The organism is Mesorhizobium sp. B2-4-3 (assembly GCF_006442815.1).
Lineage (GTDB): Bacteria > Pseudomonadota > Alphaproteobacteria > Rhizobiales > Rhizobiaceae > Mesorhizobium.
In genome coordinates this window covers 17234-32575 of the sequence record NZ_VFVL01000036.1, presented here as the reverse complement: position 1 = coordinate 32575, position 15342 = coordinate 17234, and the positions used below count along the sequence as shown (strand labels likewise).

Sequence of the window (15342 nt, the reverse complement as noted above, 5' to 3'; positions counted from 1 at the left end):
GAGATTGCTAACCGCCCAGCCTTCTCCTCACCAGCGCCGCATGGAAACGCGCGCCGTGCAGCAGACCCTCGTCGTTGAAATCATAGGCCGGGTTGTGCAGCGGCGCGGTGCCGCCATTGCCCATGAAGACGAAACACCCGGGCATGTGGGTCAGGAAGCGGGCGAAATCCTCCGAGGCGGTCATGGGCTCGGCCGCGACGCGGACAGCATCGTCGGCCAGCACCGTACGGGCCGCCGCAAGTGCCTCGCCCACCAGCGCCGCGTCGTTGATCAAAGGCACGAACTCGCGGGTGTAAGCGACGTCAGCCGCGACGTTATAGGCCTGGGCCGTGCCCTCGGCGATGCGGCGCATTTCTTTCTCGATCGCGGCGCTTACCTCTGGCCGGAAACTGCGGCAGTCGCCGAGGATGCGCGCCATGCCCGGCAGCGCGTTGCGGGTGCCGTCGGTGATCAATTCCGTCACGGAGACGACGCCGATATCGGCGGGGCTCAGGCGGCGCGAGACGATGGTCTGCAGGTTGACGACCAGCGCGCAGGCGGCGACCAGCGCCTCCTGACCCGCATGCGGCCGCGCCGCGTGGCCGCCGAGGCCTTTGAGCACGATCTCGAAATTGTCCTCGGCCGACATGACCGGGCCGCTGCGGGTCTCGAAATGGCCGATGGGCAGGCCAGGCATGTTGTGCAGCCCGAATATCTCCTCGAAAGGGAAGCGCTCAAGCAGGCCGTCGTCCAGCATGGCCAGCGCGCCCCTGCCCCATTCCTCGGCCGGCTGGAAGATGAAGCGCACCGTGCCGTCGAAGCCGCCTTCGCCGGCAAGCAGCTTTGCCGCGCCGAGCAGCATCGAGGTGTGGCCGTCATGGCCACAGGCATGCATGGTGCCGGGTGTTTGCGAGCGCCAGGCTTGCGTGCCCTGTTCGGCGATGCGCAGCGCATCCATGTCGGCGCGCAGCGCGATGGCGCGGTTGCCGCTGCCGCGGGTCAGCGTGCCGACGACGCCTGTGCCGCCGACGCCTTCGGCCACCTCAAGCCCGAACGCGCGGAGCTTATCCGCCACAAAGACGGCGGTGCGTTTTTCCTCGAAGCCGAACTCGGGATGGGCGTGGAGATCGCGCCGCCACGCCGTCATCTCGCTATGCAGTGCCTGTTGGTCGAGTTCAGCCATCGTCGCCCTCAAGCTCCTTTTCTCGACGCAATTCCGGACGGAAGGCTACGGCGAAGTCGCCGAGCCCAACCGCTCGGCACTTTTCCTGGAATTGCTCTCACGCAGTCTGCAGGAACACCTCTTCCGGCGCCATCCCGACCAGCTCGGCAAAGCGGCCATGGTCGGTCGCGCCCTCCGAGTTGATGACGAGCACGCGCGAATGCGTATCGAGGCCGAGCGCCGTGCGCTTATGCCTGTCGCCAGCGGCGCGGACCAGCCCGGCGAGGCCTGCCCCGCCGCTCTCGCCGGAGACGATGGCCGGATCGTTGCCCAGCGGCAGCGCCAGCCGCTTCATCACCGCGACCGCGTCCTCCTCTTCCACCGTCATGAAGGCGTCGCCGACGCGCGCCAGCACGCGCCAGGCGACCAAGGACGGCTCGGCGCATTCGAGCATCGTCATCACGGTCGGCTGCTGATTTGCGATCGTTGCCGGACGTCCGGCCTCAACCGAGGCGTAGACGCAAGCCGAGCGCCGCGGCTCGACTACCACGGCCTTCGGCCGCCTGGAGCCAAGCATGACAGCCAGATGGCCGGCGACCGCGGCCGCGAAGCCGCCGACGCCGGCCTGCAGGAAGACATGCGTGGGCGGCTCGGCCATGCGCCGCAACGTCTCGCGCACGATCACCGTGTAGCCCTGCATGACCAGTCCGGGGACGCGCTCATAGCCCAGCCAGGACGTGTTGGAGACGATCTTCCAGCCGCGCTCGGCACCGACGCGGGCGACTTCGCGCACCGCATGGTCATAACCGCCTTCGACCTCGACGATCTCGGCGCCGAAGCGGGCGATGGCCGCGACACGCTCGCGGCTTACGCCGGCATGGACGAAGATCACCGAGCGCGCGCCGACGAGGCTGGCGCCCTGCGCCACGGAGCGGCCATGGTTGCCGTCGGTGGCGCAGACGAAGATCATGCTCGACGCAATCTCGCGCACCCTGGCGTCGTTTATCTCGCTGATGTCGACATCGCGCCCGAGCCACTTGCCGGCCTCCTCCAGCACCAGCCGCATAACGGCATAGGCGCCGCCCAACGCCTTGAAGCTGCCAAGGCCGAGACGCTGGCCTTCATCCTTGACATGAAGTGCCGCGACGCCGAGGTGATCGGCCAGCGCCGGCAAGGCGTGCAGCGGCGTTTCGGCATGATCGTCGCGCGCCTTGAGGTAACGCTCGGCCCGCGCGCCTCCCGCGATCCCGAGCGACTCGGCATCGGCGGCAACCAAAGGCTGGTTGTGTTCTGGGCGTTGGTTGAGAAGCAGCATGCTAGTCTTCCTGCGAGGCACTGAACTCTGTCGGCGGGGCGCGATTCGGGCGCGATTCTGGACGCTTTAATTGGCTAAGTGATTGAAGTTTGTTTCGATTGGATGTCGCCGGACGTTCGCTTCAGGATGACCCGATACAGCCAACATGACTATTTTTGGTGGTATTTCGCCGCCGCGGCATGCCTAGTCTGGTTCCTCCCGCGATCAGTCGGCAGCCAGCCTGGCGGCGACGCCTAGCAGGACGTTGGCGCCGGCAACCAGCTCGTGGGGAGCGGTGAACTCGGTGGGGTTGTGGCTGATGCCGCCCCGGCTCGGCACGAAGATCATCGCCGACGGCGCGATGCGCGCGATCATCTGCGCGTCGTGTCCGGCGCCCGAGGTCATGCGCCGGCACGAAAGGCCGGCGGCGTTGGCGCCGTCCTCGATCAGCGAGACGATACGGGCATCGAAGGTCACCGGCTCGAACCGCGCCAGGCTTTCGGCATGGATGGTGACACCGGCGCTCGCGGCAAGCTGGTCGAGGAAAGCGGCGAGCGCGGTTTCCTCCTCGCGAAGGTGCGTTTCAGCCGGGTCGCGCAGGTCGATTGTGAAGGTCGCCCGCGACGGGATGACGTTGATGGCGTTGGGCTCGAAAGCGATGGTGCCGACGGTCGCGACCGTGCGCGTCGACGACGCGCTGGCCCGGTCCGCGAGAAAGCCGATCACCCGCGCGGCGGCGACGCCGGCATCGCGGCGCATCGACATGGGCGTGGTGCCGGCATGGTTGGCCTCGCCGTCGATGGTGATGCGCTGCCACGAAATGCCCTGCAGGTTTTCGACCGCGCCGATGGCGATGCCCTCGCGCTCGAGCACCGGCCCCTGCTCGACATGCAATTCGACATAGGCATGCGGCCTGAGGAAGCCGGGCTCGTGGTTGCCGGCATAGCCGATGCGCTCAAGCTCCTTGCCCAGCACCGTGCCGTCGGTGCCGACCGAGGCCAGCGCTTCCCCGAGGTCGCGGCCGCCGGCAAAGACCAGCGAGCCCATCATGTCGGGCGAGAAGCGCACGCCCTCCTCATTGGTGAAAGCGGCAACGACAAGCGGGCGCGCCGGCGCGAAGCCGGCCTCCTTCAGGCTCTCGATCGCTTCGAGGCCGGCAAGCACGCCATAGCAGCCGTCATAGATGCCGGCGTCGATCACCGTGTCGATGTGGGAGCCGAGCATGAGCGGCGCCTGGCTTTCGTTGGCGCCATCCTTCCATATCCCGAAAATGTTGCCGATGCGGTCGACGGCGACCTCAAGCCCTGCCTCTTCCAGCCAGCCGACGAGGCGGTGGCGACCGAGCTTGTCCATGTCGGAGGCGGCGACGCGGACCAGCCGTCCCTGCGCGTCGCGGCCGATGCCGCCGAGTTCCTGGATGCGACCCAGAAGCCGGTCGGTGTTGATCGTCAGATTGCTCATGCCGGCAGCCTTGCGTTTGCGACCTCGTCCGGCGCCATGCCGACCAGCTCGGCATAACGGCCAGGATCTGTCGCGCCCTCGGAATTGATGATCAGAACGCGGGAGCTGGAGTCGAGGCCGAGTGCTGCCCGTATCTTCCTGTCGCCGGCAGCGCGGATCAGCCCGGCGAGCCCCGCCCCGCCACTCTCGCCGGAGACGATCGCCGGATCGTTCGCCTTGGGGCGCGCCAGGCGGTTCATCACCGAGATCGCATCCTCTTCCTCGACCGTCATGAAAGCATCGCCGATCCGCGACAGGACGCGCCAGGCGACCAAAGACGGCTCATAGCATTCGAGCATCGCCATCACCGTGGGCTTGCTGTGCGCGATCGCGACTGGACGCCCCGCCTTGGCGGTGGCGTAGACGCATGCCGCCCGCGCCGGCTCGACCACGATTGCCTTTGGACGATCCTCGCCAAGCATGATGGCGAGATGGCCGGCCACCGCCGCGGCGAAGCCGCCGACGCCAGCCTGCAGGAAGACATGGGTGGGCGGCTCAGGCAAGCGTTTCAGCGCTTCGCGCACGATCACGGTATAGCCCTGCATCACCAGTCCCGGAATGCGCTCATAGCCCGGCCAGGACGTGTCGGAGACGACGGTCCAGCCGCGCTCGGCGGCGACGCGGGCGGCTTCCCTGACCGACTGGTCGTAGTCGCCGGCAACGCGCACCATCTCGGCGCCGAGGCGGGCGATGGCCGCCACGCGTTCGTTGCTGACGCCCGAATGGACGAAGATGACGGAGCGCGCGCCGACAAGCCCGGCGCCCTGCGCCACCGAGCGTCCATGATTGCCGTCGGTGGCGCAGGCGAAGGTCATTTGCGCGGCGATCGCCCTCACCTCCGGTTTGTGCAGTTCCTCAACATCGACGGCGCGGCCGAGCCGCCTGCCGGCCTCCTCCAACACCAGATGCATGACGGCATAGGCGCCGCCGAGCGCCTTGAAGCTGCCGAGGCCGAGGCGCTTGCCCTCGTCCTTGACGTAAGCTGAGCCGATGCCGAGTTCGCCCGCCAGCGCCGGCAAGGCGTGCAGCGGCGTCTCGGCATGGTTGTCGCGCGCGGCAAGGAAGCGCTCGGCCTCCCCGGCGCCGGCGAGCCCAAGCATAGCTGCGTCTTCCTCGGTCAGCGGTCGGCGATGATCGGGGTGGCGGTTGAGCAGGAACATGGGGCGGCCTTTCTGCGTCTTCGATGCACTGAAATTTATTGCAAACGAAGCGAGAAAGGCGCTCTGTTTTGGCGCTTGAAATGCAAGTTTGTTTCGTCTGGAACGCTGCCATGCCCTTTTCGTCCGAACTCGACGCCTTCGACCGCGCCATCCTCGCCATCCTGCAGAAGGACAACACCACGCCGCAGCGAGCCATCGGCGAGAAGGTCAACCTCTCGGCGCCGGCCGTGCAGCGGCGCATCAAGCGCATGGAGGAAACGGGCGTCATCCGCGCCAATGTCGCGCTGGTCGACCCGGCCAGGGTCGGCCACCCGATCACGATCTTCGTCGAGGTCGAGGTGGAGAGCGAGCGGGCCGAGTTGATCGACGCCGCCAAGCGCGGCTTTGCCGAAGTGCCCGAGGTGCAGCAATGCTACTATGTCACCGGCGAGGCCGATTTCATCCTCGTCGTCACCGTGGCGACGATGGCCGACTACGAAGCGCTGACCCGGCGGCTGTTCTTCGCAAACAACAACGTCAAAAGGTTCCGGACGTTCGTGGCGATGGACCGGGTGAAGATGGGGCTGGAGGTGCCGGTGGAGTGACAGGAAGGCGCGGCGCGGAAGCTGCCAATCTCCCCCCTCGTGGGGGAGATGGCCGGCAGGCCAGAGGGGGGCGCGAAGGATCACGGCTCCCGAGAATGAAGGTCGCTGGACTCCACGAAGTAGGAAACAAGAATCCAAGCTTGGCAACGTCGGCGGACAGCGCCCCCTCTGTCCTGCCGGACATCTTCCCCACAAGGGGGGAGATTAGCTATGGCGCCGTCTTCGCCAATCAGCTCGCTCAGCCCTTGCGCCCCAGCCACCGCGCATACACCTCCCCTACAATCCCGCGCCTGAAGATCAGCACGCAGACCATGAAGATGAGCCCCGTGGCGATCGTCACGGGAAAGCCGGAGGTCGCAAGCGTATTCTCCAGGCCGACGACAAGGCCCGCGCCCGCCACCGGGCCGACCATGGTGCCGATGCCGCCGAGCAGCGTCATCAGGATCACCTCGCCCGACATCTGCCAGGTGACGTCGGTGAGGGTCGCGAACTGGAAGACGATCGCCTTGGTGGCGCCGGCGAAGCCGGCAAGGGCTGCCGACATGACGAAGGCGGCGAGCTTGTAGCGGCCGACGGAATAGCCCAGCGAAATGGCGCGGTTCTCGTTCTCCCTTATTGAGCGCAGGATCATGCCGAAGGGCGAGTTGACGATGCGCCAGACGGCGAAGATGCCGATGAGGAAGACGGCGAGCACGAAGAAATACATGGTCATCGGCGCGTTCAAATCGACGATTCCAAAAAGCGTTCCGCGCGCAACGCCCTGGATGCCGTCCTCGCCCTCGGTGAAGGGCGCCTGGACGCAGAAGAAATAGAACATCTGCGCCAGCGCAAGGGTGATCATCGAGAAATAGATGCCCTGCCGGCGGATGGCCAGGAAGCCCATGACCAGGCCCATCAGCGCCGCACCCGCGGTGCCGAGCAGGATGGCTGCCTCCGGCGGCCAGCCCCAGGCCTTCACGGCGTAGGCGCAGAAATAGGCCGCGCCGCCGAAGAAGGCCGCATGGCCGAAGGAGAGCAGGCCGGTGTAGCCGAGCAGGAGGTTGAAGGCGCAGGCGAAGAGCGCGAAGCACAGCATCTTCATGACGAAGATCGGATAGATGAAGAAGGGCGCGGCGATCAGCGCCACGATGCCCAGCGCTATCAGCGCACGTTCCAGCCTGAGCGAGGCGGCGGCGCGTTCCTGGTGAAGGGTTGCCTCGCTCATCTCAGGCATCCCTTCCGAACAGGCCGGCCGGGCGCAAGAGCAGCACGATCACCATGATGACGAAGACGACGAGGTTCGAAGCCTCGGGATAGAAAACCTTGGTCAGGCCCTCCGCGAGGCCGAGCATGTAGCCGGTGACGATGGCGCCGAGGATCGATCCCATGCCGCCGACCACGACGACGGCGAAGACGACGATGATCAGGTCCGAACCCATCAGCGGGCTGACCTGGTAGACCGGAGCGGCGAGAATGCCGGCGAGCCCGGCAAGCGCCGCGCCCAGCCCGTAGGTGAGCGTGAGCAGCAGCGGCACGTTGACGCCGAAGGCCTGCACCAGTTGCGGGTTCTCGGTGGCCGCGCGCAGATAGGAGCCGAGCCTCGTCTTTTCGATCAGCAGCCAGGTGCCGATGCAGACAATGAGCGAAGCCACCACCACCCAGCCGCGGTAGTTGGGCAGGAACATGAAGCCGAGATTGGTTCCGCCGGCGAGCAGCGTCGGCACGGCATAGGGATTGCCCGAGACGCCGTAATAATAGCGGAACACGCCTTCGATCACCAAGGCGAGGCCGAAGGTGAAGAGCAGGCCGTAAAGCGGGTCGAGGCGGTAGAGCCGCGACAAAGCAAGGCGCTCGACCGCCATGCCGAACAGGCCGACGATAAGCGGCACAAGGACCAGCGCCGGCCAGTAGCCGATGCCCAAATGCATCAGCAGCAGATAGCCGATGAAGGCACCCAGCATATAGAGCGCGCCATGGGCGAAATTGATGATGCGCAGCAGGCCGAAGATAACAGCGAGGCCGAGGCTGAGCATGGCGTAGAAGGAGCCGTTGATCAGGCCGACAAGGAGCTGGCCGAGAAGCGCCTGGATGGGGATGCCGAAGACCGTCAACATGGCGCGCTCATACCCCCAGCACCTCGTGCAGCTTGTCGGTATGCGCGGTCAGTTGGCCGACGGCAAAACCTTCCACCACCTTGCCGTGGTCCATCAGGTAGAAGCGGTCGGCGATGCGGGCGGCGAAGCGGAAGTTCTGTTCCACCAGCAGGATGGTCATGCCGCGCTTCTTCAGCGTCGCCAGCAGCTCGCCGATGCGCTGGACGATGACCGGCGCTAGGCCCTCCGTCGGCTCGTCGAGCAGCAGCATCTCGACGCCGGTCCTTAAGATCCGCGCGATCGCCAGCATCTGCTGCTCGCCGCCCGACAGTTTCGTGCCCTGGCTGTTGCGGCGCTCTTTCAAATTGGGAAAGAGCTCGAAGATTTCTTCCACGCTCATGCCGCCCTTGGCCACGACCGGCGGCAGGATAAGGTTCTCGTCGACGGTCAGCGTGGCGAAGATGCCGCGCTCCTCCGGCACGAAGCCGATGCCCCGATGGGCGACGCGGTGCAGCGGCAGGCCAATCAGCTCCTTGCCGTTGAAGGTGACGCTTCCCGTCCGCTTGCGGATCAGCCCCATGATGGCGCGCAGCGTCGTCGTCTTGCCGACGCCGTTGCGGCCGAGCAGCGTCACCGTCTCGCCGCGATATACATCGAGGTCGACGCCGTGCAGCGCATGGCCTTCGCCATACCAGGCGTGGAGGTCGCGCAGGGCAAGCAGCGGCTCACTCATGCTCGGTCCCCCCATGCTCGGTGCCCATATAAGCGACGCGCACGCGCTCGTCCTGGCTGACGGTGGCATAGTCGCCGGCCGCCAGCACTTGGCCGCGCTGCATGACGGTGATCCAGTCGCAGAGGTCGGCGACCACGGTGAGATTGTGCTCGACCATCAGCACGGCACGGTCTTTTGCGAGCGAGCGGATGATGCCGGAGATCATGCCGACATCCTCATGCCCCATGCCGGCCATCGGCTCGTCGAGCAGAAGCACTTTCGGATCGAGAGCCAGCGTGGTGGCGATCTCCAGCACGCGCTTCCTGCCATAGGAGAGATCGCCGGCCAGGCGATGCGCCGCGTCATCCAGCCCGACGATGGCAAGCAGCTCGCGCGCCCTTGGCGTGAGCTGGTCGAGCGCGGAGAGCGAGCGCCAGAACTGGTAGCCCAGCCCGCTTGGGCGCTGCAGCGCGACCCGCACATTGTCGAGCACGGTGAGATGCGGAAAGATCGCTGATATCTGGAACGAGCGGACGAGGCCCATACGCGCCACTCTTGCCGGCGGCGCGCGGGTGATGTCGGTGCCGAGCAATTCGATCCTGCCGCTGGTCGGCTGCAGGAATTTGGTCAACAGGTTGAAGATCGTGGTCTTGCCGGCGCCGTTCGGGCCGATCAGCGCATGGATTTTTGCGTGATGGATGTCGAGGTCGACATCCTTCACCGCGACGAAGCCGGCGAAGTCGCGCCTGAGGCCGCGGGCGGCAAGCACCACCCGCGGCATCTGATCCGTGCTGCCCGGCCGGACAGCGGTGGCGGTGTCGAGCGTCACTTGGTAGCGAGCGGGCAGCCGCTGTCTTCGGCCTTCATGAAGGCCTTGTCGCCCGGAATGGTCGCCAGGTAGGTGTAGTAGTCCCAGTCCTTCTTCGACTCTTCCGGCTTCTTGACCTGGTAGAGATACATGTCGTGCACCATCGAGCCATCGGCCTGCACCTTGCCATTGGCGGTGAAGACGTCGTTGACGGGCATTTCATGCAGCTCCTTGGCCACGGCCTCGGTCTCGTCCGTGCCGGCCTTGTCGATGGCCTTCAGATACTGCGTCACCGCCGAGTAGGTGCCGGCCTGGATCATGTTCGGCATGCGGTTGGTGCGCTTGAAGAAGCGTTGGGCGAATTCGCGGCTCTTGTCGTCGCGGTCCCAGTAAAAGCCTTCGGTCAGCACCACGCCCTGCGCCGCCTGGAGGCCGAGCCCATGCACTTCGGCGAGCGTGAAGAGAAGTGCCGCCAGACGCTGGCCGCCGGCGACGATGCCGAATTCCGCCGCCTGCTTGATCGAATTGGAAGTGTCGAGGCCGGCATTGGCAAGCCCGACGATCTTGGCGCCGGAGGACTGCGCCTGGAGCAGGAAGGAGGAATAGTCGGTGGAGCCGAGCGGATAGCGAACCTCGCCCAGCACCTTGCCGCCGCTGGATTCGACGAGCTTGGCGGTCTGGTCCTTCAGCGAATAGCCGAAGGCGTAGTCGACGGTGATGAAATACCAGCTGTCGCCGCCCTGCTTGACCAGCTCGCCGCCGGTGCCGACAGCCTGCGAATGGGTGTCATAGGCCCAGTGGAAGCCGTAGGGTGAGCACTGCTTGCCGGTGAGGTCGGTGGAAGCAGCGCCGGTGACGATGTCGATCTTCTTCTTTTCTTTCGAGATGCCCTGGACGGCGAGCGCAACAGAAGACGTCGTGAGCTCCATGATCGCGTCGACCTGCTCGGTGTCGTACCACTGGCGCGCGATGTTGGAGGCGATGTCGGCCTTGTTCTGATGGTCGGCGCTGACGATCTCGATCGGCGCGCCCTGTACCTTGCCGCCGAAATCCTCGACCGCCATCTTGGCGGCCTCGACCGACCACTTGCCGCCGAAATCGGCGTAGACACCCGACTGGTCGTTCAGGATGCCGATCTTGACCTTGCCGTCGGAAATTTCGCCGGCCGCCGCCGGCATTGCGGATGCCGCAAGGAGCGCGGCCGAGACGAGATAGGATGCTTTCACTGGTGGTTCCTCCCTTGTGGCCAACCACGGGAAACGCGGCGGCCTCGCGATGGTTCAACAGTTCCTTCGGATTTTGGATTGGAGCCTCGATCCCGCCCTGCCGCTCCTCCTCTCGCGGGCCCTCCTGTTTTGCGGCCCTCCTGTTTGCGGATTGGGCCGCGGCGTGCCTTGGGTGCACGGGCGCGAGCCTAGCATCACCTTTCACAGGCCGAGAATGCTATTTTCGTAGCATGGCAGATGAATGGGGCGACCCGTTGCCAGAGACGATCAAGAGGCGGTCACGCGCCTATGAGACGCCCCCCGGACCATCAAGCGCGCGCGGCGGCTTTTTTATCCTTTTTGTAGCCCTGGTCGGCCAAGTGATAAGGGACGATCAGGACCTCCGCGGGGATATGCCATTCACGATTGAGCTTGAAAGCCATGTCCATCGTCAGCGCTCGCTTGCGGGCTAGAATCTCAGATGCACGCGACGCCGACCCGAGCAGCTTTACCAGCGCGTGCCTGCTGAGATTGGCCATCTCCATATGAGCAGTGATCGCGTCCACTGGGTCGGTTTCCGCGATAGGGTAGTGTTTTGCCTCATATGCTTCGATGAGTTCAGCAAGAACATCGAAACGATCGGCGTCAGGCGTGCCGGGAACCGGCTCCTTGTCAAAATAGCGAGTGATCTCCGCAATCGCCCAATCGTAATCGGCTTCGGTCTTAATGGGTCGGATGTTGTCCATCACACCTGCTCCGCGTCTATCTTGTCGTACTCGGCGTGGGTGCCGACGAATTTGATGAGCACCCTCTTGAACGTGTAGCTGACATGCACAATCAGCCGGTACTTATTGCCCGCAATGTCGAACACCACTCGGTTATCAACTACGAAATCGACGTTTGCGCCGAACTGTTCCTTGATGTCAGCCGGTCCCTTCCAATCGGCCTTGCTCGATGCATTGAACCAGGCCGTCAGCGGCATTCTGGATTGCGGGTGCTTCGTCCAGAAGGTGACGAGCGCTTTCCTGCTGACAATTTGCATGCACCCATATAGATATTTCCCAACCTGGGAACAAGGGGGACTTACCCAAATTGGGAAATATCCATCTCATCGACGCCCGCTCACCACGGCAGCCGCTTGCCGTCGCGGAAGAAGCCGCCGGTCGGGCCGTCGTCGGGCAAGGTCGCGGCCCAGACTATACCGGCCGCCCCTTGCGCGACCGGCCTGCCGCCGGGACCGCCCATGTCGGTGGCGACCCAGCCGGGGCAGATCGAGTTGACCAGCACGCCCGCGCCGCGCAGCTCCGCGGCCATGATACGGGTCAGCGCGTTGAGCGTCGCCTTGCTGGTCGAATAGGCCGGGGCGCCGGCGCCCATCGAAGCGAGCGAGCCGCCTTCCGACGAGACATTGACCAGCCGGCCATGGCCGGAGGCACCGAGCAGCGGCGCGAAGGCGGCAGCGACGCGCCAGGCGCCGAAGACATTGGTCTCGAAGGCCTCGCGGATCACCGTCCAGTCGGGCTTGAGCGCGCGCGCCGAAGGGTCGTAATGGATTGCGGCGTTGTTGACCAAAATGTCGAGCCGGCCGAAGCGGCGCTCGACCTCGGCCGCGGCGCGCGCGGCCGCCCCGGGCGCGGCGACATCCAGCGCGATGGCTTCGACCTTGCCGCCAAGTCGCTTCGCCGCCGCCTCGCCCTTGGCAAGATCGCGCACGCCGATCAGCACGGTGAAGCCGAGTTCCGCGAGCTGGAGTGCCGTTTCCAGGCCGATGCCCCGGTTGCCGCCGGTGACCAGCGCCACCTGGCCGGAATGATCTGTGTGGCCGGTCATTGCTTCCGCTCCTTCGGTTGTTCGTGTCGACGGCAAGATCGCATCGATCGCACCGATTGATTAGAGTGAGGAGTTCGCATTCATTATGCGGTGCAGTTCATGAGTGGCGGTCAATTCTGAACCCCGGCGATATTCGCCAGCGTCGAGGAAGTGCTATCGCATCCGCAAGCGCACCCTCGCGGGTCGCCATGCGGTCACTTTGCCCAAGGCAAGAGGGCGAGGACGCGCCGGACACAGTCCAGAAACAAGATTCAACAGTCGGGAAAAACTCGCGAAAAGAGCGCCTGTCATAAGCGGCACCGGAGCAGCCGATGATTTGCGGCGCGCGACACAGGACATTGTTCTTAACCAAGGAATGCCGATTATGAAAAAGACCATTCTTTCCGCACTCGGCCTTGCCGTCGCGCTCGCTTTCGCGGTGCCGGCGCTGGGCACCACCGAAGCCAACGCCGCCGCGACCGCGACCACGACCACCACGACGACTGCTCCGGCCGCGACCACCGAGACGGCCAAGCCCGCCGCCAAGGTCGAGCACAAGAAGCATCATCGCAAGCATCACCGTCATCATGCCCGCAAGCATCATCACGTGAAGAAGCACTCGAAGCATCATGCCAAGAAGCATCACGTGAAGAAGCACCATGTGAAGAAGCATGTTGCGAAGAAGGCCGCATAAGGCCCGACGCGTTTCGAACTTCATGACCGGATGATCCCGGACCGCTTGCAAAGGGTCCAGGATCATCGCTTCCCGAAAACGCCGCCCTCCCTTCCGGGCGGCGTTTTTGTTCGCGTCTACGGTTTCTTCTTCTGCGGATAGATCATTTCGCCACGCGCCAGCATTGCCACGAGATCGGCGATCTTCTTCTTGCGCCCGGCTTCGGTCTTCATGTTGTGGACGCGGAAGGCGAGCGAGAAGCGGTTCTGGGCGTTGAGGGTTTCTGCCGTCGCTTTCGCCTTCGGCTCGGCATCGATCGCGGCCTGCAGGTCGGGCGGTATGGTCATCTCCTTCGACCCGCCATAGGCCCGCTCCCAGCGGCCGTCGGCCTTTGCAGCCTCGACCTCGCGCAAGCCGTGGCTGGTCATGCGGCCCTCCTCGATCAGGCGCGCGACATTGTCGATGTTGATCTTGCTCCAGATGCTTTTCCTGCCACGCGGCGTGTAGCGCTGCAGGAAACTCTTCTCGTCGAGCGACTTGCGCACCGCGTCGATCCAGCCGAAGCAAAGCGCGACGTCGATCGCCTCCTTCGGCGTGATCGATGCCAGCCCCGACCCGATCTTGTGGACCTTGATCCAGACCTCGCTTTCACCAGCGTGGTTGTCGGCAAGCCAGGCATAGAAGCTCTCCGCATCGGGAAATTCGCGCACCTTGTCCGGATCGACCTTGATCGGGGCCATCATCACCTCTGCCGTATTGCTGGTCGGAAGGCAGTCTCGCCGATTCCGCGGCCCATGTAGCCTCGTCTAGTGCCAGTTTCCGTCAGCAGGAACTGGCGCTAAGGCCGATGGAGGGGAATCCGGCGAATCTGACGCTACAAAATCTTCGCCAGAAAGCTCTTCGTGCGGTCCCTTTGCGGATTCGAGAAAAGCGCCTTCGGCGCTCCCTCTTCCACGATCATGCCGTCATCCATGAAGATCACACGGTGCCCGACCTCCCGGGCAAAACCCATCTCATGGGTGACGACGACCATCGTCATACCCTCAACGGCGAGGGTCTTCATGACCTGAAGCACCTCGCCCACCATTTCGGGATCGAGCGCGGAGGTCGGCTCGTCGAAGAGCATGACATTCGGTCCCATCGCCAGCGAGCGCGCGATTGCCACGCGCTGCTGCTGGCCGCCGGACAGCTCGTCCGGATAATTCGCTTCCTTGCCGACGAGGCCGACCTTGGCCAGCAATTCGCGCGCGACCCTGTTGGCCTCCTCGGTCGGGATCTTCTTGACCTTGCGCGGCCCGATTGTGACATTCTCCAGAATGGTCAGGTGCTTGAACAGATTGAACTGCTGAAACACCATGCCGACATGCTGACGCAGCTGGTGGATGTTCGTCTTCGGGTCGGTCAGCATCATGCCGGCGATTTCGATCTCGCCGCTGGTTGCCGCCTCCAAGCCGTTCAGGCAGCGCAGGAACGTGCTTTTGCCGCTTCCCGACGGGCCGATGACGACGACGACCTCCTTTTCCTCCACATGGGTGGTTATCCCCTTGAGGATCTCGTTGTGGCCGAAGGACTTGTGAAGGTCCTTAACGTTTATCAACTTGAAGCCTCCTCTCCAGGTAGGACGAGAACTTCGACAGCGAGAAGATGAGGACGAAGTAGAGGGCGGCGATCAGCCCCCAGATGGCGAAGGACGCGAAGGTCTCGGCGATCACGATCTCGCCCTTGTAGACCAGTTCGGCGATGCCGACCGGCGCCAGCAGCGAGGTGTCCTTGATCGTCTGGGCCGCCTGGTTGACCAGCGGCGGGATCATCCGCTTGAACGCCTGGGGCAGGACGATATAGCGCATCGTCTGAAAGCCGTTCATGGCGATCGACTGCGCCGCCTCCTTCTGGCCCCGGTCGACGCCGAGTATGCCGGCGCGAATGATCTCGGTGACATAGGCGCCTTCGTTCAGGCTGAGCGTGAAGGCGGCGGCGAGGATCGGATAGGTAAGCTGCCCGAACCACTGGTTGACGGGCAGGATCGCCGGCAGGCCGAGCACGATGAAGAAGAGCTGCACCAACAGCGGGGTGGATCGGAAAATCTCGACATAGCCGGTAGCGATCCAGCGCAGCGGCGCGACTGTCGACAGGCGCATCAGCGCCGCGAACAGGCCGATGACCACCATCAGGAGGATGGCGACGATCGAATACTGGATGGTAAGCCGCAGGCCATCGAGGATGACGGGTAGGTTTTGCCAGATGGAGCCCATGGACCGTGCCTTGGAATGCTATTTCCCGCCTGCCTCGGCGGAGGAACGCATGGCTCGCGCGCCATGCGCACTCTCCGGCCGGACAGGCCGGGAAGGCTGAGGGAATCCGCCGTTCGGTCGATCCGAACGGTC

Annotated in this window: 17 protein-coding genes; 2 read left to right on the top strand and 15 right to left on the bottom strand. The window is 64.6% G+C overall.

Annotated features, from left to right (window positions below):
- Positions 1-7: 7 nt before the first annotated feature.
- The 4 genes from FJ956_RS26050 to FJ956_RS26035 form a co-directional block, all read right to left on the bottom strand.
- Positions 8-1162, bottom strand: a complete 1155-nt coding sequence (locus tag FJ956_RS26050) for a M20 aminoacylase family protein (RefSeq protein ID WP_140681687.1) — start codon at positions 1160-1162, stop codon at positions 8-10.
- A gap of 97 nt (positions 1163-1259) precedes the next feature.
- Positions 1260-2456 carry a diaminopropionate ammonia-lyase gene (locus FJ956_RS26045; RefSeq protein WP_140681685.1) on the bottom strand — a complete coding sequence of 399 codons (1197 nt, stop codon included), beginning with the start codon at positions 2454-2456 and terminating at the stop codon, positions 1260-1262.
- 204 nt (positions 2457-2660) lie between these two features.
- Positions 2661-3896 (bottom strand): Zn-dependent hydrolase, encoded by a 1236-nt coding sequence (locus FJ956_RS26040; protein WP_140681683.1) that lies wholly within the window; start codon positions 3894-3896, stop codon positions 2661-2663.
- Positions 3893-5095, bottom strand: coding sequence for a diaminopropionate ammonia-lyase (locus FJ956_RS26035; RefSeq protein WP_140681681.1), 1203 nt, complete (start codon positions 5093-5095; stop codon positions 3893-3895). Before FJ956_RS26035 ends, FJ956_RS26040 begins: the two co-directional genes overlap by 4 nt.
- Positions 5096-5205: 110 nt before the next feature.
- Here FJ956_RS26035 and FJ956_RS26030 point away from each other — a divergent pair, with 110 nt between their 5' ends.
- The gene (locus FJ956_RS26030; protein WP_140681679.1) at positions 5206-5679 is read left to right on the top strand and encodes an Lrp/AsnC family transcriptional regulator; all 474 of its coding nucleotides are present in this window, start codon (positions 5206-5208) and stop codon (positions 5677-5679) included.
- A gap of 238 nt (positions 5680-5917) precedes the next feature.
- On the opposite strand, the gene FJ956_RS26020 is transcribed toward FJ956_RS26030, so the two are convergent.
- From FJ956_RS26020 to FJ956_RS25985, 8 genes are all read right to left on the bottom strand, one after another.
- Complete coding sequence (locus tag FJ956_RS26020) at positions 5918-6883, bottom strand: branched-chain amino acid ABC transporter permease (RefSeq protein ID WP_140681677.1); 966 nt, start codon at positions 6881-6883, stop codon at positions 5918-5920.
- 1 nt (position 6884) lies between these two features.
- Positions 6885-7772, bottom strand: coding sequence for a branched-chain amino acid ABC transporter permease (locus tag FJ956_RS26015; RefSeq protein ID WP_140681675.1), 888 nt, complete (start codon positions 7770-7772; stop codon positions 6885-6887).
- Positions 7773-7779: 7 nt separating this feature from the next.
- Positions 7780-8484, bottom strand: a complete 705-nt coding sequence (locus FJ956_RS26010; protein ID WP_140681673.1) for an ABC transporter ATP-binding protein — start codon at positions 8482-8484, stop codon at positions 7780-7782.
- Entirely contained in the window at positions 8477-9244 is a 768-nt protein-coding gene (locus FJ956_RS26005; protein WP_140681764.1) for an ABC transporter ATP-binding protein, read from the bottom strand. The genes FJ956_RS26010 and FJ956_RS26005 overlap by 8 nt, the downstream gene beginning before the upstream one ends.
- A gap of 44 nt (positions 9245-9288) precedes the next feature.
- Positions 9289-10497 carry an ABC transporter substrate-binding protein gene (locus tag FJ956_RS26000; protein WP_140681671.1) on the bottom strand — a complete coding sequence of 403 codons (1209 nt, stop codon included), beginning with the start codon at positions 10495-10497 and terminating at the stop codon, positions 9289-9291.
- 308 nt (positions 10498-10805) lie between these two features.
- Positions 10806-11222: an XRE family transcriptional regulator gene (locus FJ956_RS25995; RefSeq protein ID WP_140681669.1), complete on the bottom strand. Its 417-nt coding sequence runs from the start codon at positions 11220-11222 to the stop codon at positions 10806-10808.
- Positions 11222-11518: a type II toxin-antitoxin system HigB family toxin gene (locus FJ956_RS25990; protein ID WP_140681667.1), complete on the bottom strand. Its 297-nt coding sequence runs from the start codon at positions 11516-11518 to the stop codon at positions 11222-11224. The genes FJ956_RS25995 and FJ956_RS25990 overlap by 1 nt, the downstream gene beginning before the upstream one ends.
- A gap of 80 nt (positions 11519-11598) precedes the next feature.
- Positions 11599-12306 carry an SDR family NAD(P)-dependent oxidoreductase gene (locus FJ956_RS25985; RefSeq protein ID WP_140681665.1) on the bottom strand — a complete coding sequence of 236 codons (708 nt, stop codon included), beginning with the start codon at positions 12304-12306 and terminating at the stop codon, positions 11599-11601.
- Positions 12307-12670: 364 nt separating this feature from the next.
- Here FJ956_RS25985 and FJ956_RS25980 point away from each other — a divergent pair, with 364 nt between their 5' ends.
- Positions 12671-12979: a hypothetical protein gene (locus FJ956_RS25980; protein ID WP_140681663.1), complete on the top strand. Its 309-nt coding sequence runs from the start codon at positions 12671-12673 to the stop codon at positions 12977-12979.
- Between the two features lie 116 nt (positions 12980-13095).
- Here the strand turns inward: FJ956_RS25980 and FJ956_RS25975 are convergent, their stop codons facing one another.
- From FJ956_RS25975 to FJ956_RS25965, 3 genes are all read right to left on the bottom strand, one after another.
- Positions 13096-13698, bottom strand: a complete 603-nt coding sequence (locus tag FJ956_RS25975) for a YdeI/OmpD-associated family protein (protein WP_140681762.1) — start codon at positions 13696-13698, stop codon at positions 13096-13098.
- 134 nt (positions 13699-13832) lie between these two features.
- A complete protein-coding gene (locus FJ956_RS25970; RefSeq protein ID WP_140681660.1) occupies positions 13833-14555 on the bottom strand; it encodes an amino acid ABC transporter ATP-binding protein in 723 nt (240 codons plus the stop codon).
- Positions 14542-15210, bottom strand: coding sequence for an amino acid ABC transporter permease (locus FJ956_RS25965; protein WP_140681658.1), 669 nt, complete (start codon positions 15208-15210; stop codon positions 14542-14544). The genes FJ956_RS25970 and FJ956_RS25965 overlap by 14 nt, the downstream gene beginning before the upstream one ends.
- Between the last annotated feature and the right edge of the window lie 132 nt (positions 15211-15342).